Below are 26487 nucleotides of genomic sequence, written 5' to 3' on the forward strand. Positions count from 1 at the left end.
CGTGGTGTTGCACAAGGCCCCGGTCCAGCCGCTGTCCCTGGCCGGGGTACCGGTCCTCACCTGGGGCCGGGACATCACGGATCTGGATGCCCTGGCCGGTGACGTGAGGTTGCCGGTGCGCGTGGTCGGTGTGCCCAATGCCCGGCTCGCGGCTGAGGTCGCTGCCGCGCGAGCCGTGGTCGAGGAGGAGCCGATCGAACGGGTGCGGGGCCTGTTGGCCGAAACGGTGGGGGTGGATCCGGAAGAGGTGTGTGCCTGGGCTGAAGCCCGGGGCTGGGATGCGGTGGTGACCGTCGCGACCGGCGGGCTCGACACGTTCGATGTGCTCTTGGTGCCCGGTGGTGTGGGCTCGGGCACGCTGACGGGTGTGTACGTGCCGCCCGGAGAGCGTTCGTTGTCCGCTCTGGCGAGTGATCCGGTGCGGACGCGGGTGGCGGGTGAGTTGATGTCGGTGTTGCGTCGCCGTCTGGGGGAGCGGCTTCCGTCGTACATGGTGCCGGCGGCGTTCGTGGCGTTGGAGGCGCTGCCGCTGACGGTGAGCGGGAAGGTGGACCGGTCCGCCCTGCCGGCTCCGGAGTACTCGGTGGGATCCTCGCGCGCGGCGCGTACTCCGCAGGAAGAGATCGTGTCCGGTCTGTTCGCGGAAGTGCTCGGACTGCCTGCCGTGGGCATGGAGGACAGCTTCTTCGACCTGGGCGGACACTCCCTGCTGGCGACCCGCCTCGTCAACCGGATACGTGCGGTGATGGGTGCGGATCTGGAGCTGCGGACGCTGTTCGACCAGCCGACGGTCGCCGGTGTGGTGCGCCATCTGTCAGGGGCGGGGTCCCGTCCGGTGCTGGAGCGGCATGAGCGCCGTGAGGTGCTGCCGTTGTCGTTCGCGCAGCGCCGGTTGTGGTTCCTGTACAAGTTCGAGGGCGCTTCGGCCACGTACAACATTCCCCTGGTGCTGCGGCTCACCGGCGACCTCGACATCCCGGCGCTGGAGGCCGCGCTCAATGACGTGATCGCGCGCCACGAGCCGCTGCGCACGGTGTTCCCCGACAGTGACGGAGAGCCCTACCAGCAGATCCTCACGCCCGCCGAGGTTCACCTCACCCTCGCCGTCGAAACGGTGACCGAGGACACGAGGGGCTCCCGGATCGAAGCCTGCGTACGCCATGGCTTCGAGCTGAACGGCGAGATCCCCCTGATGGCACGCCTGTTGACCTCAGGATCCGGGGAAGCGGTCCTCGTGCTGGTGATGCACCACATCGCCGGTGACGGCTGGTCGATGACGCCGCTCGCCGCCGATCTGGCTTCTGCGTACACGGCCCGGCTGGGCGGTGAGGGCCCGGAGTGGTTGCCGCTGCCGGTGCAGTACGCCGACTACAGCCTCTGGCAGCACGAACTGCTCGGCGAGGACACCGACCCGGACAGCCTGCTGCGACGCCAAGCGGCCTACTGGACCGACCATCTGAACGGCCTGCCCGACATCGTCTCCATCCCCACCGACCGGCCGCGCACCGCGACGCCTTCCTACCGCAGCGACACCGTGAGCTTCGCGGTCGACGCTTCGACGCACGCCGGACTGCGGGAGCTGGCCCGTTCGGCGGACGCGACGCTGTTCATGGTCCTGCACACGGGCCTGGCGGCGTTGCTGTCGAAGCTGGGTGCGGGGTCGGATATCGCTGTGGGCTCACCCATCGCCGGACGTACCGATGAGAGTCTGGACGACCTGATCGGCTTCTTCGTCAACACGCTCGTCATTCGGACAGGTGTGTCCTCGGACGCCACGTTCGCTGACCTGCTGACCCAGGTCCGCGAGGCGAGCCTCGCTGCGTACGGCCACCAGGACATCCCCTTCGAGTATCTGGTGGAGAAGCTCAACCCGCAGCGCTCACCGGGACACCACCCCCTCGTCCAGATCATGCTGGCACTTCAGCACAACACCGATCTGGCTTTTGAACTGCCGGGATTGCGAGCCCAGTTCGTGGACCCGGGAGCTGCCGGATCGCAGTTCGACCTCACAGTCAACGTCGGGGAGACCTTCGACGGGGAGGGCAGGCCGGCGGGTCTGTCGGGGTCGATCGAGTACGCGACGGACCTCTACGACCGGGAGACCGTCGAGTCGTTGGGTGGGCGGTTGGTGCGGTTGTTGGGTGGGGTGGTTGGGGATTCGGGTGTGCGGGTGGGTGCGGTGGATGTGTTGGGCGGGGTGGAGCGGGAGCGGTTGTTGTGGTGGTCGGGCAGTGGGGTTGGTGTGCCGGTTTCGGTTCCGGTTCCGGTGTCTGTGTCGTTGCCGGGGTTGTTCGGGGGGCGGGTGCGGGAGTGCCCGGATGCCGTGGCGGTGGTGTCGGGGGATGTGTCGTGGACGTATGGGGAGGTGGCGGGTCGGGCGAATCGGCTTGCTCGGTGGTTGATCGGGCGTGGGGTGGGTCCGGGGGATGTGGTGGCTGTTGCGGTGCCTGCGGGGCTGGAGCAGTTGGTGACGGTGCTCGGGGTGGCGATCTCGGGTGCGGGGTTTGTGCCGGTGGATGTGGAGTATCCGGGGGCGCGGATCGGGTGGCTGTTGGAGGACGTGCGGCCTGGTCTGGTGCTGACCACGCAAACCGCTGCGGAGGGTCTGCCGACTGGTTCGTCGGTGGAGGTGGTGGCGGTCGATGATCCGGCGATGGTCGGGGCATGCGCCTTGTTGTCGGGTGACGAGGTCGCTGATGCTGACCGGCGTAGGGCGTTGGAGCTGTCGGATGTGGCGTATGTGATCTATACGTCGGGTTCGACGGGGGTTCCGAAGGGTGTGGAGGTCACGCATGCGGGGCTGGCCGGGTTCGCGGCCGGTCTCGTGAACAAGGTTGGCGCGGGTTCGGGAGCCAGGGTGTTGCGGACGGCGTCGCTGAGTTTCGATGCGTCCGTCCTGGAGCTGGTTCTGGCGCGGGGTTCCGGTGGCGCCCTGGTGGTCCCGGAGGGTTCCGGACTCGCGGGTGAAGAACTGGAGCGGGCGTTGTCGGAGGGCGGGGTGACGCATGCGTTCCTGCCGCCGTCCGTGGTGGCGACGCTGCCGGCCGGTGCCTGGGACCGGTTGGACGAGTTGACGGCTCTGGTGGTGGGGGCGGAGGCGTGCCCGCCGGAGTTGGTGGCGCGTTGGTCGTCCGGTGGCCGACGGGTCGTCAACGCCTATGGTCCGACGGAGATCACCGTGGCGGCCGCGATCAGTGACCCGCTGGTGGCGGGTCAGGGTGCCCCGATCGGCCGTCCGGTCCCCGGAGCCCGTCTCTTCGTGCTGGATGAGCGGCTGGGTCTCGTACCCCTCGGTGTTCCGGGGGAGTTGTATGTGTCGGGTGCGGGTCTGGCGCGTGGTTACCGAGGCCGGGCAGGTCTGACGGCGGCCCGTTTCGTGGCCGGCCCGTTCGGCGGTCCGGGCGAGCGGATGTATCGCACCGGTGATCTGGTGCGGTGGAACACCGACGGTCAGCTGGAGTACCTCGGCCGTGCCGACGATCAGGTCAAGATCCGTGGTTTCCGGATCGAACCGGGCGAGGTCCAGGCGGTGTTGGAAGCCGAACCGGACGTCTCGCAGGCCCTCGTCATCGCCCGTCGCCATCAGGACGACACCCGGCTGGTCGCCTACATCGTCCCCGAGGGCAGCCTCGGCCGTTCCCCCGGTGCCCTGCGTGAAGCGGTCAGCCGCCACCTGCCCCGGTACATGGTGCCGTCGGCGATCGTCACGCTCGACGAGTTCCCCCTCTCCGTGAGCGGGAAGGTCGATCGCCACGCGCTGCCGGAGCCTGAGTACGGCGGTGGCGCCGGCCCGTTCCGCGCGCCGCGCACCCAGACCGAAGAGGTCATGTGCGAACTCTTCGCGGATGTGCTGGGTGTTCCGGTGGTGGGGGTGGATGACGACTTCTTCGATCTGGGGGGTCATTCGCTGTTGGCGACGCGGTTGGTGGGCCGGGTTCGTCGGGTGCTGGGTGTGGAGTTGCCGTTGCGGGCGTTGTTCGATGCTCCGACGGTGGCGGGTGTGGCGGGGCGTCTGTCGGTGGGGGTTTCGCGTCCGGTGTTGGAGCCGCGTGTGCGGCCGGGGTTGTTGCCGTTGTCGTTCGCGCAGCGGCGGTTGTGGTTCCTGTACAAGTTCGAGGGTGCGTCGGCGACGTACAACATGCCGTTGGTTCTGCGGTTGACCGGGAAGCTGGACGCCGGTGCGTTGGAGGCGGCGATCAATGACGTGGTGGCCCGGCACGAGCCGTTGCGTACGGTCTTCCCCGACATCGACGGACAACCCCACCAACAGGTGCTTCTTCCCGAGCAGGCGCGGATCGATGTCGCGGTGGAGGAGCTCGGTGAGGAGCAGGTGCCCGAGCGGGTGGCGCGGATCGTGCGGCACGGTTTCGAGCTGGACCGGGAGATCCCGGTGCGGGCCGGGCTGCTCGTGACCGGGCCGGACACCTCCGTACTGGTCGTGATCATCCACCACATCGCCGCCGACGGCTGGTCGATGGGGCCGCTGGTGCGCGATCTGGTCGCCGCGTACACCGCCCGCCGCGACGGCGTACGCCCCGAGTGGGCGCCGCTGCCGTTGCAGTACGCCGACTTCACGCTCTGGCAGCACGACCTGCTCGGTGACGGTGCCGATCCGGACAGCCTGTTCGCCCATCAGGCCGCGTACTGGTCCGACCAGCTGGCGGGGCTGCCGGAGCTGGCCACGCTGCCCACGGACCGGCCGCGCCCGGCGCTCCCGACCTACCGCGGCGACGTCACGCAGTTCCACATCGGGGCCGACACGCATGCCGGACTGCGGGAGCTGGCCCGTTCGGCGGACGCGACGCTGTTCATGGTCCTCCAGACGGGGCTGGCGGCTCTGCTGTCGCGGCTCGGAGCCGGGGACGACATCCCGGTGGGGTCGCCCATCGCCGGCCGTGGCGACGAGGGCCTGGACGATCTGATCGGGTTCTTCGTCAGCACGCTGGTGCTGCGTACGGACACCTCGGGGGACCCGACCTTCGCCGAGCTGCTGGCGCGGGTGCGGGAGACCTGCCTGGCCGCGTACACCCACCAGGACCTGCCGTTCGAGTACCTGGTGGAGAAGCTCAACCCCCAGCGGTCCACCGCTCACCACCCCTTGTTCCAGGTGGTGCTGGTCCTGCAGAACGACGACGGCGCCCGCTTCGAGCTGCCGGGCCTGCGGGTGGGGGCCGAGAAGGCGGGCGCCGGGTCCGCCAAGTTCGATGTCTTCGTCAGCGTCACCGAGACGTTCGACGACGACGGTGCGCCGGCCGGTATCACCGGCCTCGTCGAGTACGCCACCGACCTGTACGACGCGGCGACCATCGACGCGTTCACAGCGCGCTGGTCGCGGCTGCTGGGCTCGGCGGTCGGCGACCCCCGGCAGCCGGTGAGGTCGCTGGAGGTCCTCGCCCCGGGCGAGCGCGGCACGCTGCTCGGCTGGTCCGGAGCCGACCGGGCCGACCTGCCCCCGGTGACCCTGCCGGAACTGTTCGCCGCGGCGACCCGGCGGGCACCGGACGCGGTGGCGACGGTCTCGGGCGAGGGCGAGATGGCCTACCGCGAACTGGACCGCCGCTCGAACCGGGTCGCCCACCGTCTGCTGCGCCTCGGCGTCGGCCCCGGGCAGCGGGTGGCGTTGCTGATGCGGCGCGGTCCCGAGCTGGCCGTCGCCATCCTGGGCGTGACCAAGACCGGCGCCGCGTACGTACCGGTGGACCCGGACTATCCGGCCGACCGGATCGCCTACATGCTGGCCGACGCCGAGCCCGCCGTGGTCCTCGACGACGGCTGGGCGGACGGGGCGGACCTGGAGGCGCTCCCGGACACCGACCCGGGCGTGACGATCCATCCCGCGCACACCGCGTACGTCATCTACACCTCCGGCTCCACCGGCCGGCCCAAGGGCGTCGAGGTGACCCACGCCGGGTTCGCCAACCTCGCGCGGGCCCAGCTGGACGCGTTCGCGCTCACGCCGGACAGCCGGGTGCTGCAATTCGCCTCGCCCAGCTTCGACGTGTCCGTGTGGGAGCTGGTGATGGCCTTCGCCTCGGGAGCGGCCCTCGTGGCCGCCTCCGCCGACGCGCTGGCCGGCGAGGCGCTGGCGGGGACGCTGAGCGGGCAGCGGGTGACCCATGTGACGCTGCCCCCCTCCGTGCTGGCCACCCTCGACGCACGGGGGCCCGGCATACCCTTCCCGGACCTGGCGGTGCTGCTGGTGGCCGGTGAGGCGTGCTCACCGGACCTGGTGGAGCGCTGGGCGCCCGGCCGCCGCATGATCAACGCGTACGGGCCCACCGAGTCGACGGTCGGCGCGGCGATGAGCACCCCCCTGACCGGCCGCGAGACCGGAGTGGTCCCCATGGGACGGCCCCTGTTCGGTCTCTCGGGGTATGTCCTGGACGTCGGACTGAACCCGGTGCCGCAGGGTGTCATCGGCGAGCTGTACGTGGCCGGGGCGGGCCTGGCCCGTGGCTATCTGGGCCGGCCGGGGCTCACGGCCGAACGGTTCGTGGCCGACCCGTTCGGTGGCCCTGGCGAGCGGATGTACCGCACCGGTGACGTGGTCCGGTGGAACGCCGAGGGGCAGCTGGAGTACCTGGGCCGCGCTGACGACCAGGTCAAGATCCGCGGCTTCCGGGTCGAACCCGGCGAGGTGCAGGCCGAGTTGCTGCGGCAGCCCGGCATCGTCCAGGCCTACGTGGGCGTCCACCGGCACGGCGGCACCGATCCGCGGCTCGTCGCCTACGTGGTGCCCGAGGACCCCGACGGCTTCTCGGTAGCCGCTGTGCGGGAGACGCTGCGCGACCGGCTGCCCGGCTACATGGTGCCCGCGGCGGTGACGGCCCTGCCCGAACTGCCGCTGAGCCCCAACGGCAAGGTGGACCGCACGTCACTGCCGGCCCCCGACTACGGCGGCCGGTCCGGACGCCCTCCGCGCACCCCGCGGGAAGAGGTGCTGTGCACGCTCTTCGCCGAGGTCCTGGGCCTCTCCGGGGTGAGCGTGGACGACGGATTCTTCGACCTCGGCGGTCACTCCCTGCTTGCCACCGGGCTGATCAGCCGGATCCGGGCCATCCTCGGTGTCGAACTGCCGCTGCGGATCCTCTTCGAGGCGCCGACCGTCGCCGAACTCGCGCAGCGGCTCGACCAGGACGCGGACGAGGAGACCGGCCAGGGCCCGGGCTCCACGGGAGCGTCCAGCGCCTTCGAGGTGCTGCTGCCGCTGCGGACCAAGGGAGACCGGGCGCCCCTGTTCTGCCTGCACTCGGGCGGCGGGATGTGCTGGAACTACGCGAGCCTGCTGCCGCACATCGGCGCCGACATCCCCGTCTACGGCCTCCAGGCCCGAGGGCTTTCGGACCCGGACAACCTGCCGGGGACGGTCGAGGTGGTGGCCGACGATTGCATCGAGGCCATGGTGCGGGTGCAGCCCGAAGGACCGTACCGGCTGATGGGGCACTCCTTCGGGGGCATCATCGCCCACGCGATGGCGGCCCGGCTGGCCGAGCGCGGTCAGCGGGTCGAGCTGCTCGTCTGCCTCGACGCCAAGCCGGCCGAGGACGAGGAGGACATCCCCGAGCACGCGCACGAGGCGTACTACCGGGGAATCCTCGAACTGCTGGGGGTGAGCACCGCCGAAGTACCCGTGGAGGAGATGACGTTCGAGGAGTTCGCGGCGGTGGCCCGGACGACCAACACCGTCCTCGGCAGCATCGAGGAGAGCGAGTTCCTCACCATCATGCGGGTCATGGAGAACAACATCGCCATCACCCGGGGCTATCGGCACCGGCGGGTCGAGTCCGAGATGATGCTGTTCGCGGCCACCCAGGAGACCGACAACGTGCTGGAGGCGGACGTGTGGCACGCGTACCTCGACGGCCCGGTGGAGTACCGGCGGATGGACTGCTCCCACGCCGGCATGCTCAAGCCGGAGACCCTGAGCGAGATCGGCGCGGCGGTCCAGGACCGCCTGCGCCACGGCTCCGCCGGTTCCTAGGGAGATGTGCCGGCCTGTGCGGGAGACCTGCTACGTCTCCGGCGTGCTCGCGCCCGTGGAGGCCATGACCTCTACGGGCGCGTGGTCACCGTGTCGAGCCGTCGCGCAGCCGGACGCGGTCCGGTGTGAGCTCCCCGACCGAGGTGGCGCCCAGCAGCTGCATGGTCTGCCGGAACTCCGTGCTGAGGATGTCCAGCGTCCGGTTCACGCCGGCCTCCCCGCCCGCCATCAGCCCGTAGAGGTAGGCACGGCCGACGAGGACGGCCGTGGCACCCATGCAGACCGCCGCCACCGCGTCCGCGCCGGACCGTACGCCTCCGTCGAGATAGACCTCCGCGGCGCCGTCGACCGCCCGCACCACGGCGGGCAACTCCTCCAACGGCACCGGTGAGCGGTCCAGTTGCCGCCCGCCGTGGTTGCTGACGACGAGGGCGTCCACGCCGAGCCCGGCGATCATCCGGGCGTCCTCGGCCGTCTGGACGCCCTTGACGATGAGCTTGCCCGGCCAGACCTCCCGCAGCCAGGCCACGTCCTCGGCCCTCGCCCCGGGATCGAACATCAGGTTGCCGAGATCCGCGACGGTGCCCTGCCAACGGCTGAGGGAGGCGAACTCCAGTGGCGGGGTGGTCAGCAGGTTCATCCACCACCACGGCCGCAGCGCCCCGTCCAGCAGAGTGCGCGCGCTCAGCGCCGGCGGAATGGTCATGCCGTTGCGCACATCCCGCAGCCGGGGTCCCGCGACCGGTGTGTCCACGGTCAGCATCAGCGCCTCGTAACCCGCCTCGGCGGCGCCGCGCACCAGGTCGAGGCTGCGGGCCCGGTCCCGCCACAGATACAGCTGGAACCAGCGGCGGACGCCGGGTACGGCGGCGGCCAGCGGTCCGGCGGCCGTGGTCCCCATCGTGGACAGCGTGTACGGCACGCCGTGGGCCGCCGCGGCCCGAGCCACGGCCGTCTCGCCCTCGTGGTGCATCATCCGGGTGAAGCCGGTCGGGCCCAGCGCGATCGGCAGCGCGGACACCTCGCCCAGCACGGAAGCCGAGGTGTCGACGGACGAGACGTCCCGCAGCACGCTCGGCCGGAACTCGATCCGGCCGAACGCGGCCCGGTTGCGGGCGAGCGTGAGCTCCTCGCCCGCGCCTCCGTCCGTGTAGTCGAACACGGCTCGCGGCGTACGGCGCCGGGCGATCACCCGCAGGTCCGTCACGTCGGCGGCGGTGGCGAGCCGCCGCCGGGTGGCGTCGAGGTGCGGCCGTCGCGGCCGCAGCAGCGGCAGGAGTTCCGCCGCACGCGGGATCCGGCGCCGGGGGCGGTCGCCCACCGGAGATGACGGGTAGCTGTCCATGGCCCCACCTTCTTCTCTGGGGCCCCGTGGCCGGCCACGGGCCGCGCCCGCGAAGGCCCGGGGGCCCGGTCCTGCCACGTCACGGGCACTGTACGTGCGCGAGGGAACGGGGGACGACAACTGTTCGGCTGCGCAGCACCGCCGGGATCCCGCCGGTTCGCGTGCCGCACGGGCAACCCGTACGTCACCGGGCGGGCCGGTGCGTTCCGACGTGGGGGAGCGGCCCCGACCCGGCCGGTGTCCGGCCCAGCCCCGGTCCCGGGGCCCTGTTCAACTGCGCAGAAGTCCCGGACACCGCGCGTCTATCGTGACGCCATGGTTCTTCCCGAGGTGATCCGGATCGTCTCCCGTGACTCGCCCATGGCGCTGGCCCAGGTCGAACGGGCACGCGCCGCACTGGGCGCGGCGTACCCGGGGACGGCGACCGAGGTGGTCCCCGTGCGCACCACCGGCGACCGGTGGTTGGGTGACCTGTCGCTGGTCGAGGGCAAGGGCGCCTTCACCAAGGAGGTGGACGCCGCGCTGCTGGCCGGAGCGGCCGATCTCGCCGTGCACTGCGTCAAGGACATTCCCGGCGACCGCCCGCTGACGCCCGGCACGGTCTTCGCCGCCTTTCTGGCCCGCGACGACATCCGCGACGCCCTGGTGGACCCGGCCGGCCGCACGCTCGATCAACTGCCGCCCAGCACCCGGATCGGCACCTCCTCCGTGCGGCGCACCGCCCAACTGGCCGCCTCCCACCCGCATCTGGAGTGCGTACCGATCCGCGGCAACGCCAATCGGCGGCTGGCCCGGTTGGCCGCGGGCGACGCCGATGCCCTGGTACTGGCGGTGGCCGGCCTGGAGCGGATCGGCCGCCCGGACGCCATCAGCGAGATCGTCGATCCGGAGCTGATGGTGCCGGCGCTGGGTGCCGGGGCGCTGGCACTCCAGTGCCGTGAGGGCGACACCGGGCTGATCGAGGCGGTGGGAGCCATCGGCGACGCCGCCACCCGGCAGGAGGTGACCGCCGAGCGGGCGCTGCTGCGCGTCCTTCAGGGCCGCTGCGGCAGCCCGATCGCCGGATTCGCCCGGGCCGCCGAGGACGGCGTCCTCTCACTACGGGCCTGCGTCTTCAGCGCCGACGGCAAGACGGTGCTGCACGCCCAGGAGCGGGCCGAGCCGCACGCCGCCACGGCTCTGGGCGCTTCGGTCGGCACGGCACTGCTCCGCCAGGGCGCCCGGGAACTGCTCGACGGGCCGGGGGGCGGTCGGGGCCGGTAGGGCTCCTGGACGCGGCGACCTCCTGGAGGCGGCGACCTGCTGGACGCGGCGACGGGGGACGACCGGCCGCGGTCCGACCGGCTCAGGGCCGGTCTCCTACGGGCGAAGGCCGGACGTCCCCCGGGACGCGGGGCTGCCGCCTCGTCGGCTCAGGGCCGGACGCCGGGGCCGAACCCCGTCCAGCGAAGCTCCGCCGGCAGATGGCTCATGTCGTTGTAGACCAGCACCGACGGGGCCGCGCCCGTGTAGAACTCGATGGCCGTCACCGACGCGTTCCCGCAGTTCAGCCCCAGCCAGCGCTCCCTGGGAGCGTCCAGCGCATGCCGGAGGAGCCAAGCCACCTGGTAGGCGTGGGTGATCAGGACCTCATTCGTCTCGACCTCGGCGTCGCGCGCGAACCGGTCGGTCAGCGCGTCCGCGAGCCGCTCCCCTCTGGCCGCCTCCACGGGGTCGTATCCGTCGAAGACCCCTGCCATGGCCGCCGGCGGCCTCTCCGGCACATGGGGGACGTGATCGATCAACTCGGGGGCCGGCTGCACCGGGACACCGCCCAGCCGTTCACCGATGAGCTGAGCCGACCGCACGGCCCGTGGCAACGGGGAGTGCCATACGGCACCGATCGGCAGACGGGCCAGGCGCTCCGCGAGCAGCTGCGTCTGCCGCTGCCCCACATCGGTCAGTGCCCCGAACGCGTCCGCCGCGCCGTGCCTGACCACGTACAGACGCCGAGTCGCCATGAAAGTGCCTCCGCAGCAGACCAGTTGAATGATCCGGACATCTGGATGGTGCTGACATTCCGCCGCCGGGTCAACTGTTCACTCCGGGAGCGCGGCCGTGGTTCAGCCCTCCGTCCAGCCATGGTCCTTCGCGAACTGGGCCAGCCCACCGCGTACTTGCAGTATCTGCTGGCCGGTCAGCGAGGGGGCCGCCGCCAGCAGGACCTCGGTGACCTCCTGGGCGAACTCCGCCGGGGTGAGCACATCGCAGAGCGAGTCGTCGTACGAAGCACTCGGCTTGCCGGTCTCCCCAGGGGCCAGGCGAACCCCCGCGGCCTTCGGCCCCCGCTCACCGTTCTCGATCTCGAATTCGACCCGCACGCCGGGACTCACCAGCGACTCGGACACCTGCATGTCGTTGACGTGCAGGAACACATCGTCCCCGCCGGTCTCCGGAGCGATGAATCCGTACCCTCGCACACTGTCGAAACGCACAACACGGCCAGCCACCATGACAACCCCAGCACATCAACGCCTCGTCCCCACGAGCCCCTTGCCCGCGGAGTTGAACCGAGCGTAGCCGTACGTCACTACGGAAGCGACCCTTCACGGTCACGGCGGCACGCGGTGCGCGACGGTCGGCAGGATGCAGATCGCTCTCACGGCCCAGGCCGCCGCACCCGCCCGTACGACGGGCGCGGCCGTGGAGCTCGCGCTGGCCAGTGCGCTCGCCACCCAGTGTTACCACAAGGTCAACGCCAGCGGTGGTCTGCGGATCCGCAGCGGTCCCGGCACCGGCTACTCGGTCGTCGGGTCCTACACCAACGGCGCCACGATCCTCGCGGAGGTGTCGACCACCAACGGCTTCCGCAAGGTGGGCACCGACCGCTGGGTCTCCGCGGCGTACACCGTCCGCGTCGGCGGCCTTCCCTGCGAGTCCTGACAGGGACTCGCAGGGAAGGCCGCCGATTCTCCGGCCCTTCAACGGGCCGCCCTGGGACGACCCGACTGCGGGAGCCATCCCGGGAACACGGCTTCCGCGCTCGGCGGCATCGTCACATCAGATGTCGCGGAAGATCTCGATCTGCGCCCCCACCGAGTTGAGCCGCTCCGCCAGCTCCTCGTAACCCCGGTTGATGACATAGACGTTGCGCAGTACGGAGGTGCCTTCGGCCGCCATCATCGCCAGTAGGACCACCACGGCGGGCCGCAGGGCGGGCGGGCACATCATTTCGGCGGCGCGCCAGCGGGTGGGGCCTTCGACCAGGACCCGGTGCGGGTCGAGGAGTTGGAGGCGGCCGCCGAGGCGGTTGAGGTCGGTGAGGTAGATCGCGCGGTTGTCGTAGACCCAGTCGTGGATCAGGGTCTGGCCGTGCGCGGAGGCCGCGATGGCCGCGAAGAACGGGACGTTGTCGATGTTGAGGCCGGGGAACGGCATCGGGTGGATCTTGTCGATCGGCGCCTCCAGCTTGGAGGGCCGCACGGTCAGGTCCACCAGCCGGGTGCGGGCGTTGTCGGCCGCGTACTCCGGGGTGCGGTCGCAGTCGACGCCCATCTCCTCCAGGACCGCCAGCTCGATCTCCAGGAACTCGATCGGCACCCGGCGGATGGTGAGTTCGGACTCGGTCACCACGGCGGCGGCCAGCAGGCTCATCGCCTCGACCGGGTCCTCGGAGGGGGAGTAGTCCACGTCCACGTCGATGTGCGGGACCCCGTGCACGGTGAGCGTCGTCGTGCCGATGCCGTCGACCCGTACGCCCAGCGCCTCCAGGAAGAAGCACAGGTCCTGGACCATGTAGTTGGAGGAGGCGTTGCGGATGACCGTCGTGCCGTCGTGGCGGGCGGCGGCCAGCAGCGCGTTCTCGGTCACCGTGTCGCCGCGCTCGGTCAGTACGATCGGCCGGCCGGGGGAGACCGAGCGGTCCACCTGCGCGTGGTACAGGCCCTCCGTCGCGGCGATCTCCAGGCCGAACCGGCGCAGCGCGATCATGTGCGGCTCGATCGTGCGCGTCCCCAGGTCGCAGCCGCCCGCGTACGGCAGCGTGAACTGCTCCATCCGGTGCAGCAGCGGGCCCAGGAACATGATGATCGAGCGGGTGCGGCGCGCGGCGTCGGCGTCGATCGCCTCCATCTCCAGCTGCGCGGGCGGCACCAGCTCCAGGTCCACGCCGTCGTTGATCCACCGGGTGCGCACTCCGATGGAGCTCAGCACCTCCAGGAGACGGAACACCTCCTCGATCCTGGCGACCCGGCGCAGGACCGTGCGGCCCTTGTTGAGCAGCGAGGCGCACAGCAGCGCCACACAGGCGTTCTTGCTGGTCTTGACGTCGATGGCGCCGGAGAGCCGGCGGCCGCCGACGACTCGCAGGTGCATGGGCCCGGAGTAACCGAGCGACACGATCTCGCTGTCGAGGGCTTCACCGATGCGGGCGATCATCTCAAGGCTGATGTTCTGGTTGCCGCGCTCGATGCGGTTGACGGCGCTCTGGCTCGTGCCGAGCGCCTCGGCCAGCTGTGTCTGTGTCCAGCCCCGGTGCTGCCGGGCGTCACGGATGAGCTTGCCGATGCGTGCGAGGTAGTCGTCTGACATGACGGCAGGTTATCTCAGATATGAGATGAGGCTGGAGTGGGAGTGTGCCGTTCGAGTGACGGGAGTGCACCGGTCGCCTCCGGACGCGCAAACACGCCCGCGCCGCCATCGTCCCCCGGAAGGGACGAGGCGGCGCGGGGCGCGCGGCCGTACGAGTGCGGGTGCCCCGGGCTCAGCCGCGACGCTTGCGCGTGGTCTTGCGCCAGCCGAACGGGCCCGGCAGGTCCATGGACGTGGTGCGCCGGCCGGTGCTGCTCACCGTGCGGCGCGGACCGCGTCCGCCGCCGGTGGTGATCGACCAGGAACGGCGGTTGATGTTCAACCGCACCCCGGGCAGGATCCGGAAGCTCTTGCGGAAGGTGATCGCCATCTGGGCCTCCTCGTGTCAGGACTCACGGATATCCCGTGACGGCGCGGATATGCCTGGCGCTCCGACGGGACGTCAGGCCGTACGCCACACGCCGTACGCCACGGTCCGCACGCCGATGGCCGTACGCCACACGCCGTACAGCGAAGTCCGTACGCCACCCGCCTTCAGCCGCTCCACGCTCTCAGCCGCGCCGGTCCGCCAGCCACTCCAGCGCTTCCGCGCCCGCGTCCAGCACCGAGATGTGCCCGTCCGCCGGCCGCACCCGCAGTTCCGCCGTCGGGCAGCGCTCGGCGAGCCACCGGCTGTGGGCGGCGGGCGCGATCCGGTCCTGCCCGCCGTGGAGCAGGAGCAGAGGCACGGCGATGCGTACGGGGTCGAAGCCCCACGGTGCCACGTACGCCAGGTCGTCGGTGATCAGGCCGTCCGGCCCGGCCTCCAGAGCGGGCCCCACGACCTGGTCGAACCAGGACCACGTACCGGCCAACGCCTCATGGTCGGCGCCGGTGAACATCTCCGGGTCGTACCCGGCGGCCGCCTCGTACGCCTCCTTCGCCGCCCGCCCCTCGGCCGCCGCCCGCAGCGAAGCGGCCGAGGACAGGGCCATGCCCGCGAACCAGTTGAGCCCTTCGGCGTCGTACGGAGCGAGTCCGGCGGCCGTCACCACGCCGAGGGCCCGGTCGGGCAGCAGGGCCGCGCAGGCCAGCGCGTGCGGGCCGCCGCCGGAGTGGCCGAAGGCGGCGAAACGGCCGATGCCGAGCGCGTCGGCGACCGCCCGCGCGTCGGCGGCGGCCGAGGCCACGTCGCGGCCGGGCAGCGGGGACGAACCGCCGTAACCGGGACGGTCGTACGACACCCAGCGGATGGACAGCTTCCCGGCGGCGGCGAAGAGCGGCGCGGGCGGTGTGCCGATGTTCGGCGTGCCGTGATGCCAGAACACGACGAGCTCCTCGGCGCGCGAGCCGGCGGAGCCGGTGTCGTACACACGCAGTCGGCGGCCGTCCTCCAGCCGCACCTCGCTCTCCCTGACCCGCACCGCGCCCACTCACCCCTCCACCACGCCGAACACTCCCTCCGTACGACCCTACCGACCGCCTCCGACAGCGCTCCGCCGATCACGCGCCGCGCAGAGGCAACCCACAGGTTCGCCGCTCCGTCTCGATGTCCGAGAGCGCGTTCGATCCGGAACAGACCACCGGAACGGGCGCGCGGACGACCAGGGTTGAGGAGGAGCTTTGATATGTGGCCGGAGAGCATGGGCCACCGCGATAGCGGTGCTGACGGTGGCAGGGGTGGCGCCGTCGGGGGCGTACGCCGCTCCCGCGCCGCCGGAGATACCCGGCGTCACCGCGACACCCGCCGACGGGCAGACGCTGCCGCCCGGCTGGCGCATCGCCGGTGAGAACGGGCGCAACCACCTGGAGTGGCGCGCGCCCGAACCGGTTCCCATGGGTGACGCCCGCGTGGAGTTCCGCGCCGACGACGCACTCGTGGGCGTACCGGAACCGCAGGACGACGGCCGGACCTTCCGGCTTCCGCTCGACGAGGTCCGCACCGCCGACCTGGAGAACCTCCAGGTCGAGGCCGCCGGACGCCGGCTCGACGAGGCGCCGGACGCGGGCGCGAGCCGCCAGGCCAAGCCGCCGGCCCCGAAGCTGCCGCCCAAGCTGCCCGCAGGCACCGTCGACCCGGGCAAGGCCGGCAAGTACGCCACCACCACCGGCGAGTACAGCCTCGCCTCCGTCAAGCTCCCGGGCTTCCCCGCGCCGGTCGAGATGCGGGGCGTCGTCGTCGCCCCGAAGAAGGCACCCGGCAAGCGTCCGATCGCGCTCTTCCTGCACGGCCGCCACACCACCTGCTACGTCCCCGGCAAGGACGGCGAGGCCTCCGGCGACTGGCCCTGCGCCAAGGGCAGCAAGCCGATCCCGAGCCACCGCGGCTATCTGCGCGACCAGAAGCTGCTGGCCTCGCAGGGATACGTGACGGTCTCGATCTCCGCCAACGGCATCAACGGTCAGGACTGGAACGCCCAGGACGGCGGCGCGCAGGCCCGCTCCTCGCTGATCCGCAACCACCTGGGCCGCTGGGCCGACTGGGCCGCCAAGCCCGCCTCCGCGCCCGCCGCCGTACGCAAGGGCCCGAAGACCGACCTGTCCAAGGTGCTGCTCGTCGGCCACTCGCGCGGCGGCGAGGGCGTCAACCGCGCGGCGATGGACAGCCTGTACCAGCCGCCGGCCGCCCAGGACGGCTACCGGCCCAAGGCCCGCTGGAACATCCGCGGCACGGTCCACATCGGCCCCACCATCTTCGGCCAGAACCCGGTGCCGGACGTCCCTTCACTGACGATCCTGCCCGGCTGCGACGGTGACGTCTCCGACCTCCAGGGCCAGGTGTTCACGGACGGCACCCGAGGCGTCAGCCGCGGCAAGGCCCTGCACAGCTCGGTCTACATGGTCGGTGCCAACCACAACTACTTCAACAGCGAGTGGACGCCCGGCCAGGCCCAGGCCCCGGCCGACGACGACTTCTGGCACGACCCCGAGGCGCGTGACCCGCTCTGCTCGCCCGGCGCCGCCGGACGGCTCTCCGCCGACCAGCAGCACAAGGCGGGCGCGACCTACATCGCCGCCGCCGCACGGCTGTTCATCGTCGGCGACGACCGCGTACGCCCGCTCGTCGACGGCACCGGCCGCCGCGCCCCCTCGGCCGACCCCGCCCGGGTGCTGACCCACGCGGTCGGCGGCAACCGTGGCACCGGCTTCCTCCCCGACGACCTGCGAGGCACGCCGAAGGTCACCGGCGCCAGGCTGTGCGACGCCGTCGCGCCCGGCCGTACCGCCTGCCTGAGCGAGAAGGACCCCGGCTCCTCGCCGCACTTCGCGCAGTGGAGCCCCGAGCACGAGGCCGGCCGCCGCGCGGTCGCCCTGGACTGGAAGAAGCCGGGCACCATCGCCCGCGTCACTCCGAAGAAGCCGGTCTCGGTCAAGGGCACCAACAGCCTCGCGCTGCGCATCGCCGTGCCGCCGAACACCAGCGGCACCCGCTTCGACGTCCACGTCAAGGACGTCAAGGGCAAGCGGGCCAAGCTCGGCAGCGTCAAGATCGACGGGCTGCCTGGCACCGACCGCACCACCTCGTACTGGGCGCAGGAGGTCCGCGTCCCGCTGACCGCCGCGACCCGCGCCAAGCTGGACCTCGGCCAGATCGCCTCCCTGGAGCTGACGCCGAAGTCCTCCTCCGGCAAGGCGTGGCTGATGGACGCCTGGTCGTGGAAGCCCGGCACACCGGCGGTGCAGGCCGCCGCGCTCGCCCGCGTCGACATCGGCACCCTCACGGTCAAGGAGGGCGACTCGGGCTTCCGTACGTACCAGGTGCCCGTCCGCACCACCGGCAAGATCGCGGGCGCGGTCCGGCTGTACGTCGACGACCCGGAGACCGGCAAGTCGACCGGCCGGCTGGTCAAGGTCGGCCCCGGTACTGCCGGGATCAAGGTCAAGGTGAAGGTCGAGGGCAACAAGCGTTACGGCTGGGACAAGACCCACGGAGTCGCGGTCAAGGCGGTCCGCTCCACGGTCGTCGGCGCTGACGCCGGCGGCGTCCTCGCCGAGAACGACGACCCGATGCCGAAGGTGAGCATCAAGCCGGTGGCCGACGACGTCACCGAAGGCGCGCCGCTGACCTGGCGGATCTCGCTCTCGGAGAAGGCGGACGTCGAGATCTGGACCGTGGCCCAGCTGCTCCCCGTCCCGGACGGCCGCCCGGAGCTCTCCACCGCCGACGTCGACCAGGAGTGGCTGTCCCAGCTCGTGGAGAAGGCCCCGAACCCGGCGATCCCGCTCTCCAGGGTCGAGTACGGCACGCTGTGGACGACGGTCGAGGCGGGCCGGACGTCCGCCGACCTGACCGTCCCGACCATCCGTGACCAGCTGACGGAGCCGGCCGAGTACGTCCGCTTCCAGCTCTCGGACAACAACGACGAGCCGCTGGGCCCGCCCTTCGAGGGCACGGTCCGCGACGCGCCGTAACCCGTCCGGTGCACCAGATCCGGCCCTTCCGCGATCACGCGGAGGGGCCGGACCGCTGTCCGTGAAGGGTGCGCCCATCCTTTGCGGCGGCGCGGGTAGGAGCGGTGAGAGGGCACCTGGGCATGACCGAGCGGCGGCTATGTACTAGAGTTATCTCGACATCGAGATATCTGCCGAGGCGCACCGCAGCCGCCGCCCGGTAAGGCATACCTAACTAAGCCTTACCTTAGCGGATGGTCGGGGCCATAGGCGGCACAACGCGGCGCCCGCTGCCAATGAGGCGCGGCGCGGTAGACGCGCACATTGAAGAAGGAGACTGTCGTGTCGGCGAACAGCTTCGACGCCCGCAGCACGCTGCGCGTGGGCGACGAGTCGTACGAGATCTTCAAGCTGGACAAGGTAGAGGGCTCCGCGCGCCTGCCGTACAGCCTGAAGGTCCTGCTGGAGAACCTGCTCCGTACCGAGGACGGCGCGAACATCACCGCCGACCACATCCGGGCCATCGGCGGCTGGGACTCCCAGGCGCAGCCCAGCCAGGAGATCCAGTTCACGCCGGCCCGCGTGATCATGCAGGACTTCACCGGCGTGCCGTGTGTCGTGGACCTCGCCACCATGCGTGAGGCCGTGAAGGAGCTGGGCGGCGACCCGGCGAAGATCAACCCGCTGGCTCCGGCCGAGCTGGTCATCGACCACTCCGTCATCGCCGACAAGTTCGGCACCAACGAGGCGTTCGCCCAGAACGTCGAGCTGGAGTACGGCCGCAACAAGGAGCGCTACCAGTTCCTGCGCTGGGGCCAGACCGCCTTCGACGAGTTCAAGGTCGTCCCGCCGGGCACCGGCATCGTCCACCAGGTGAACATCGAGCACCTGGCCCGTACGGTCATGGTTCGTAACGGCCAGGCCTACCCCGACACCCTTGTCGGCACCGACTCGCACACCACCATGGTCAACGGCCTCGGCGTGCTCGGCTGGGGCGTCGGCGGCATCGAGGCCGAGGCCGCGATGCTCGGCCAGCCGGTCTCCATGCTCATCCCGCGCGTCGTCGGCTTCAAGCTGACCGGCGAGCTCCCGGCCGGCACCACCGCCACCGACCTCGTGCTGACCATCACCGAGATGCTGCGCAAGCACGGCGTCGTCGGCAAGTTCGTGGAGTTCTACGGTGAGGGCGTCGCCGCCACCTCGCTGGCCAACCGCGCCACCATCGGCAACATGTCGCCGGAGTTCGGCTCCACGGCCGCGATCTTCCCGATCGACGACGAGACGCTGAAGTACCTGCGCCTGACCGGCCGCGACGCGCAGCAGGTCGCCCTCGTGGAGGCGTACGCCAAGGAGCAGGGCCTCTGGCTGGATCCGGCCGCCGAGCCGGACTTCTCCGAGAAGCTGGAGCTCGACCTCTCCACGGTCGTCCCCTCCATCGCCGGCCCGAAGCGCCCGCAGGACCGCATCGTCCTGGCCAACGCCTCCCAGCAGTTCGCCCAGGACGTGCGCAACTACGTCGCGGACGAGATGGAGGCGAGCAAGGAGTCCTTCCCGGCCTCCGACGCCCCGTCCACCACGCCGAACGGCGTCCCGTCGAAGCCGGTCACCGTCACGGCCCCCGACGGCTCGACGTACGAGATCGACCACGGCGCCGTCACCGTCGCCGCGATCACGTCCTGCACCAACACCTCGAACCCGTACGTCATGGTCGCCGCCGCGCTCGTGGCGAAGAAGGCGGTCGAGAAGGGCCTGACCCGCAAGCCGTGGGTCAAGACCACCCTCGCCCCGGGCTCGAAGGTCGTCACCGACTACTTCGACAAGGCGGGCCTGACCCCGTACCTCGACAAGGTCGGCTTCAACCTCGTCGGCTACGGCTGCACCACCTGCATCGGCAACTCCGGTCCGCTGCCGGAGGAGGTCTCCAAGGCGGTCAACGACAACGACCTCGCGGTCACGTCGGTGCTCTCCGGCAACCGTAACTTCGAAGGCCGGATCAACCCGGACGTCAAGATGAACTACCTGGCGTCGCCGCCGCTGGTCGTCGCGTACGCCATCGCCGGTTCGATGAAGGTCGACATCACCAAGGACGCGCTCGGCGTCGACCAGGACGGCAAGCCGGTCTTCCTCACCGACATCTGGCCCACCGAGGCCGAGGTCAACGACGTCGTGGCGAACGCCATCGGCGAGGACATGTTCAACAAGTCCTACCAGGACGTCTTCGCGGGCGACGCCCAGTGGCAGGCGCTGCCGATCCCGACCGGCAACACCTTCGAGTGGGACTCCGAGTCCACCTACGTGCGCAAGCCCCCGTACTTCGAGGGCATGACGATGGAGACGACCCCGGTCGAGGACATCACCGGCGCCCGCGTCCTGGCCAAGCTCGGCGACTCGGTCACCACCGACCACATCTCCCCGGCCGGCGCCATCAAGGCCGACACCCCGGCCGGCAAGTACCTCAACGAGCACGGCATCGAGCGCCGTGACTTCAACTCCTACGGCTCGCGCCGAGGCAACCACGAGGTCATGATCCGCGGCACGTTCGCCAACATCCGCCTGCGCAACCAGATCGCGCCGGGCACCGAGGGCGGCTACACCCGCGACTTCACCAAGGATGACGGCCCGGTGTCGTTCATCTACGACGCCTCGCAGAACTACCAGGCCGCCGGCACCCCGCTCGCGATCCTCGCGGGCAAGGAGTACGGCTCCGGCTCGTCCCGCGACTGGGCCGCCAAGGGCACCGCGCTCCTGGGCGTCAAGGCCGTCATCGCCGAGTCCTACGAGCGCATCCACCGCTCGAACCTCATCGGCATGGGCGTCCTGCCGCTCCAGTTCCCGGAGGGCCACACCGCCGAGACCCTCGGCCTCACCGGCGAGGAGACCTTCTCCTTCACCGGCGTCACCGAGCTGAACAACGGCACCATCCCGCGCACGGTCAAGGTCACCACCGACACCGGCGTGGAGTTCGACGGCGTCGTCCGTATCGACACCCCCGGCGAGGCGGACTACTACCGCAACGGCGGCATCCTGCAGTACGTGCTCCGCAGCCTGATCCGCAAGTAAGCGGCAGGCGGCGGAACGGAAGGGCCGCACCCCGGAAAATCCGGGGTGCGGCCCTTCCGCGTTCCCCGTTCCGGACGTGCGATCGTGGGCCTGCGGCGCACCACCCGCACCAGCTGCACGGAAGGCGAACGGACCACCATGGGCGAGCTGATCCTCATCCGCCACGGCGAGACCGAGTGGTCCCGTTCCGGGCAGCACACGAGCTGGACCGACCTTCCGCTGACCGCCACCGGCGAGCGCCAGGCCCGCGCTCTCGTGCCGCTGCTCGCCGACCGCAACATCGGCCTCACCCTCGTCAGCCCCTCGATCCGGGCCCGCCGCACCGCCGAGCTGGCCGGACTCCACGCCCCGCGCGTCACCCCTGAGCTGCGGGAATGGGACTACGGCGGCTACGAGGGCATCACCACGCAGGCGATCCGCCGCACCCGGCCCTTCTGGAACCTCTGGACCGACGGTGTCGACCCCGGCTCCGACGAGCACCCCGGCGAGAGCCCCGCCGAGGTCGGGCAGCGCGCGGACCAGGTGCTCGCCGGTGTCCGGTCGGCCGCCGAGGGCATCGGCAGCGCGGACATCGCGCTCGTCGCCCACTCGCACTTCCTGCGCGTCCTCACCGCCCGCTACCTCGGCCTGACCCCGGCCGAGGGCCGCCTCTTCCAGCTCGCCACCGGCGCCGTCTCCCGGCTCGGCACCGAGCACGGCCGGCCGGTCGTCGCCGCGCTCAACGTGGCCCTGCCCGAGAGCCTGCACGAGGCCCAAGACGCCTGAATCGCCGACGGCCGACACCCCGTCCTCGGGATGCCGGCCGCCTGCGTGTGTCGCGTACGGATCAGGAGAGCAACTCCACCTCCGCCAGCGTCGCCGGACCCGTCAGCACCAGCCGGTACTTCGCGTAGGCGCCGGGCCGGTCCACCGAGAAGGCCCGGGTCTGCTTGTCCCAGGCGAAGGACTGGCCGGAGCGGCGGTCGAGGTCCGTCCACTTCTCGCCGTCGGACGAGCCCTGGAGCGTCCAGCCCTTCGGAGCCTCGTCCGCCGCGGCCGACGTCAGCGTGTACTGGAGCGCCTTGGTGGACGCGGCCACCGGCAGCTCCACCGACTCGGCCTCCGCCGAGGTGGCCGAGGTGTTGTCGAACAGCGCGCCGTCACCCTTCAGCACATCGCCCTTCGGCGCCGGAGCCCGGTCGTCCTTCTGGATGGAGACCGGCGCCGCGTCCTTGCCCGTGCCCCAGGCCGACGGCTTCGGGCCCATGTCGAACTCCAGCGTGCCGCCCTTGGCCAGCACGTCGTGCGGCAGCGCGGTGGAGGTCCACTTCTTGCCGTTGACCTTCACGCCCTGCACGTAGATGTTCTTGTCGCTGTTCTTCGGGGCCTTCACGGTCAGCTTGCGGCCGTTGTCCATGCGGACGGTGACCTTCTTGAAGAGCGGCGAGCCGATCGCGTACTCCCCGCTGCCCATCACCAGCGGATAGAAGCCGAGCGCGGAGAAGAGGTACCAGGCCGACTGCTCGCCGTTGTCCTCGTCGCCGTGGATGCCCTGCCCGATCTCGCTGCCGACGTACAGGCGGCCCAGCACCTCGCGGACCTTCTCCTGCGTCTTGTACGGCTGCGAGGCCGCGTTGTACATGTACGTGGCGTGGTGCGCGACCTGGTTGCTGTGGCCGTACTGGCCCATCCGTACGTCACGCGCCTCGGTCATCTCATGGATGACGCCGCCGTAGCTGCCGACGAACTCCGGGCCCGCCGTCTCCGGCGTCGAGAAGTACGTGTCCAGCTTCTTGCCGAGCCCGGCGCGGCCGCCGTACAGGTTGGCCAGGCCGCGGCTGTCCTGCGGAGCGGTGAAGGCGTAGCCCCAGCCGTTGGTCTCGGTGTAGTCGTAGCCCCAGACGCGCGGGTCGTACTGGTCGGAAGGCAGGCGCCAGTCGCCGTTCGGCTTCCTGCCCTGGAAGAAGCCCGCCTTCTCGTCGAAGAGCTTGACGTACTTCTGCGCCCGGTTCAGGAAGTAGGCCGACTCCTCCTTGTACCGCGCCTTCTTCGTCTTCTTGTAGAGCTCCTCGCCCATCCGCGCGATGCCGTAGTCGTTGACGTAGCCCTCCAGCGACCAGGACAGGCCCTCGTGCGTGGCGGTGTTGGCGTAGCCGGTGAAGACCGAGGTCTCCATGCCCTTGCGGCCGACGCCGGAGGACGGCGGAACCACCGTGGCGTTCTTGACCGCCGCGTCGTACGCCGCCTCCGCGTCGAACTTCACGCCCTTGACGTACGCGTCCGCGAAGGCCACGTCCGAGCTGGTGCCGGTCATCAGGTCCGCGTAGCCGGGAGAGGACCAGCGCGAGGTCCAGCCGCCGTCCTTGTAGTGCTGGACGAAGCCGTCGACCAGCTCGCCGGCCTTCTTCGGAGAGAAGAAGGAGTAGGCGGGCCAGGTCGTGCGGTAGGTGTCCCAGAAGCCGTTGTTGACGTACACCTTGCCGTCGACGATCTTCGCGCCGGTCTGCGTCGGAGTGTCGGTGCCGGTCGGCTTGGAGAACGGGCTCGCGTACTTGTTCTTCCCGTCGACCTTCTCGTGGCCGGAGTTCGGGTAGAGGTAGAGGCGGTAGAGGCTGGAGTAGAGCGTGGTGAGCTGGTCCTCGTCGGCGCCCTCGACCTCGATCGTCCGCAGGATGTCGTCCCAGGCCGACTGCGCCTTGCGCTGCACCTTCTCGAAGGAGGTGGACTCCGGGATCTCCATCGCCAGGTTCTTCTTCGCCTGGTCGACGCCGATCAGCGAGGTGGCCAGGCGCAGGTTGACCGTGCGGTCCTTGCCCGCGTCGAAGCGGAAGAAGCCGGTGACGTCGTCGCCGCCTCCGCCCTTCAGCCTGCCGCTGTCCGTCACCGGCGCGTCGAAGACGCCGTACACGAACATGCGGGTCGCGCCGGTGGACAGGCCGCTCTTGACGTCCGTGTAGCCGGAGAAGGAGCGGTTCTCGGGGTCCAGGGTCAGACCGCCGGCGTTCGACACGTTGTCGAAGACCAGGCTGGCGTCCTTGCCCGGATAGGTGAACCGCATCCGCGCCGCGTGGTCGGTCGGCGCGATCTCGGTCTTGAGGCCGTTCTCGAACGTGACGCCGTAGTAGTGCGGCTTCGCGACCTCGTTCTCGTGCCGGAACGGCAGCGCGCGGGCCGTACGGGCGGCGTCCGGAGTGCCGGCGGCGGCCGACGGCATCACCTGGAAGGTCTGCCGGTCGCCCATCCACGGGCTCGGCTCATGGCTGGCGCTGAAGGCCTGGAGCGTCGGCAGGTTCTCCTCGTTGTTGCCGCGGTGGTAGTCGTACAGCCAGCTGAGCGAACCGGCGTTGGTCACCGGCGTCCAGAAGTTGAAGCCGTGCGGGACCGCGGTGGCCGGAATGTTGTTGCCGCGCGAGAAGCCGCCGGAAGAGTTGGTGCCGCGCGTGGTGAGCGCGTAGTCCGAGAGGTGCGCCTTGCGCTTCTCCGGCTTCTTCGGCTCGATCACGATGTCGTCGACCCAGCCCTGGAACTTCGCCGGGCCCTTCGCGGAGTCGTACGCGACCAGGATCCGGTCCACGGTCCTACCTGCCGCGACCGTGCCGATGCGGGATGCGACCTTGTTCCACTGGTTGACGTAGAGGCGCTTGGCGTCCGCCTGGCCCTGCGGCGTCAGCAGCCCGCCGTGGCTGTCGGTGGCCTTCAGCTCGCTCAGGTAGGTGCCGTCGGTGAAGGCGAGGTCCACCGCGATGTGCGTGGCCGGGTAGTTGAGGTCGCTCTCGCCCATCTGCGGATAGACGAGGTAGGAGAGCTGGGTGTCCTTGGTGACGGCCGTGTTCACGTCGAAGACCTTGTTGTACGCGTACGCGCGGCCGTCCGGCTTGTGCGTACCGGCGTACCGCAGTGCCTTCTTTCCGGTGAATCCCGCGCCGGCCTTCGCGGTCGGCGAGCCGGAGGGGCCGCGGTCGGGCTGGCTGCGCATCTCGTCGGGGACGGGCGCGGAGGTGTCACCGTTCGAGAACTGAACGTCGGCGAGCTGGAGGATGTCCGACGAGCCGTTGTTGGCGGTGATCTCCAGCCGGAAGTGCCGGTAGGCGGTGCCGGAGGCGAAATCGTACGACTTGGTCTGGTGCCGCTTCTCGAACGTCTCGCCCGTGCGCTGGTCGAGGTCGGTCCACTCCTTGCCGTCCGCGGAGCCCTTGAGCGTCCAGTCCTTCGGGTCGCGCGGAGCGTGGTCGTTGGCGGAGGTGAGCGCGTACGTCACCACCTTGACCGGCTCGTCCAGGTCGAACTCGACCCAGCCGGTCTTCGCGAACGCCAGCCACTTGGAGGCCGGTTCGACGTCGACCAGGTTCTCCTTGACCTCGCCGCCGGCGGTGTTCTCGGCGCTGGCGCGGACGTCGGTCACGCGGTCGGTGACATTGCCCGGCAGGCCGGCGGAGAAGCCGCCGTCGACGCCCGACGAGCGCTCGGTGCCGTCCGGGCCCTCCTCTGCCGTGTTGCGCCAGTCCGGCTGCTTCTCGTCCGCCTCGAACGAGGAGCGGAACGTCCGCTCGCCGGACGGCTTCTGCGGCGCCTCGGACGGGCCCGCGACGGCGGCCGTGGGGGCCGCGAGGGCCAGGGCGAGTGATGCCGCGAGGACGGCGGCCGTGCGGCTCCGTCTCGTACGGGCGGCGCTGCTGAAGACCTTCCCAGCGCCATGGTGGAGACCTCGTGGTGGCTGCATACCGAGCCATTCCTCCCCGGAGCGTGCTTGGACAACGTTGTCATAGCGGGATACAAGGTCCAGTAGGGAGCCAAGTGACAGGACGTGTCAAGGGTGTTGCCGCAAGGGCGCGGAGCGAATCGGCCGTAAGGGGAGGAAGTCGCCCCGGGGTGAGGGCGTGCGGTGCCGAGGAGTCCGCGAGGTCTCAACTCGGGAAAGACTGGTCTCCCAACGTGCATTCGATCTTGCTCAGTTGGCGACAAGTGGACTATACCTGTCGCCATCCGCGCAGCCGTTTCGACGGAGGCGCGAGAGGGAAGAAGGGGCGGCCCGCGAGCGCGTCATGGACGCACTGACGGTACGGTTCCCCGACCACCTCCACTCCGCCGGTTCTTGATCTCCGGTACATCTGCATATCTGCACCACCCAAGCGCAACTGACCGCGGTGGCGGGGCCCTTCGCCTGAGGCGAATTTTCGACGGG

General features: G+C 70.6%; 13 protein-coding genes. 6 read left to right on the top strand and 7 right to left on the bottom strand.

Annotated elements, in window-relative coordinates:
- Positions 1-7 precede the first annotated feature (7 nt).
- Complete coding sequence (locus ABZ267_RS19415) at positions 8-7981, top strand: amino acid adenylation domain-containing protein (protein WP_356755343.1); 7974 nt, start codon at positions 8-10, stop codon at positions 7979-7981.
- An 85-nt stretch (positions 7982-8066) separates the two neighbouring features.
- On the opposite strand, the gene ABZ267_RS19420 is transcribed toward ABZ267_RS19415, so the two are convergent.
- Complete coding sequence (locus tag ABZ267_RS19420) at positions 8067-9326, bottom strand: alpha-hydroxy acid oxidase (RefSeq protein ID WP_356755345.1); 1260 nt, start codon at positions 9324-9326, stop codon at positions 8067-8069.
- Positions 9327-9641: 315 nt separating this feature from the next.
- Between ABZ267_RS19420 and hemC the strand changes: the two genes are divergently transcribed.
- A complete protein-coding gene (hemC, locus tag ABZ267_RS19425; RefSeq protein WP_356755347.1) occupies positions 9642-10589 on the top strand; it encodes a hydroxymethylbilane synthase in 948 nt (315 codons plus the stop codon).
- A gap of 149 nt (positions 10590-10738) precedes the next feature.
- Here hemC and ABZ267_RS19430 read toward each other — a convergent pair whose 3' ends face one another.
- Complete coding sequence (locus tag ABZ267_RS19430) at positions 10739-11326, bottom strand: histidine phosphatase family protein (protein WP_356755349.1); 588 nt, start codon at positions 11324-11326, stop codon at positions 10739-10741.
- Between the two features lie 102 nt (positions 11327-11428).
- Positions 11429-11818 (bottom strand): cold shock domain-containing protein, encoded by a 390-nt coding sequence (locus ABZ267_RS19435; protein WP_356755351.1) that lies wholly within the window; start codon positions 11816-11818, stop codon positions 11429-11431.
- 133 nt (positions 11819-11951) lie between these two features.
- Between ABZ267_RS19435 and ABZ267_RS19440 the strand changes: the two genes are divergently transcribed.
- Positions 11952-12248, top strand: coding sequence for an SH3 domain-containing protein (locus ABZ267_RS19440; RefSeq protein ID WP_356755353.1), 297 nt, complete (start codon positions 11952-11954; stop codon positions 12246-12248).
- Between the two features lie 117 nt (positions 12249-12365).
- Here the strand turns inward: ABZ267_RS19440 and ABZ267_RS19445 are convergent, their stop codons facing one another.
- The 3 genes from ABZ267_RS19445 to ABZ267_RS19455 form a co-directional block, all read right to left on the bottom strand.
- On the bottom strand, positions 12366-13895 hold the full coding sequence (locus ABZ267_RS19445; protein ID WP_356755355.1) for a UDP-N-acetylglucosamine 1-carboxyvinyltransferase: 1530 nt from the start codon (positions 13893-13895) through the stop codon (positions 12366-12368).
- Positions 13896-14067: 172 nt separating this feature from the next.
- Positions 14068-14265, bottom strand: a complete 198-nt coding sequence (locus ABZ267_RS19450; protein ID WP_356755357.1) for a DUF4236 domain-containing protein — start codon at positions 14263-14265, stop codon at positions 14068-14070.
- A 181-nt stretch (positions 14266-14446) separates the two neighbouring features.
- The gene (locus ABZ267_RS19455) at positions 14447-15298 is read right to left on the bottom strand and encodes an alpha/beta hydrolase (RefSeq protein WP_356755442.1); all 852 of its coding nucleotides are present in this window, start codon (positions 15296-15298) and stop codon (positions 14447-14449) included.
- 412 nt (positions 15299-15710) lie between these two features.
- On the opposite strand from ABZ267_RS19455, the gene ABZ267_RS19460 reads away from it, so the two are divergent.
- From ABZ267_RS19460 to ABZ267_RS19470, 3 genes are all read left to right on the top strand, one after another.
- Positions 15711-18287 (top strand): hypothetical protein, encoded by a 2577-nt coding sequence (locus tag ABZ267_RS19460; RefSeq protein WP_356755444.1) that lies wholly within the window; start codon positions 15711-15713, stop codon positions 18285-18287.
- 321 nt (positions 18288-18608) lie between these two features.
- Positions 18609-21326: an aconitate hydratase AcnA gene (gene acnA / locus ABZ267_RS19465; RefSeq protein ID WP_356755359.1), complete on the top strand. Its 2718-nt coding sequence runs from the start codon at positions 18609-18611 to the stop codon at positions 21324-21326.
- A 138-nt stretch (positions 21327-21464) separates the two neighbouring features.
- Entirely contained in the window at positions 21465-22091 is a 627-nt protein-coding gene (locus ABZ267_RS19470) for a histidine phosphatase family protein (RefSeq protein WP_356755446.1), read from the top strand.
- A 61-nt stretch (positions 22092-22152) separates the two neighbouring features.
- Here the strand turns inward: ABZ267_RS19470 and ABZ267_RS19475 are convergent, their stop codons facing one another.
- Positions 22153-26025, bottom strand: a complete 3873-nt coding sequence (locus tag ABZ267_RS19475) for a GH92 family glycosyl hydrolase (protein WP_356755361.1) — start codon at positions 26023-26025, stop codon at positions 22153-22155.
- Positions 26026-26487: the final 462 nt, after the last annotated feature.

It is taken from the genome of Streptomyces sp. NPDC006174 (genome assembly GCF_040614075.1).
Lineage (GTDB): Bacteria > Actinomycetota > Actinomycetes > Streptomycetales > Streptomycetaceae > Streptomyces.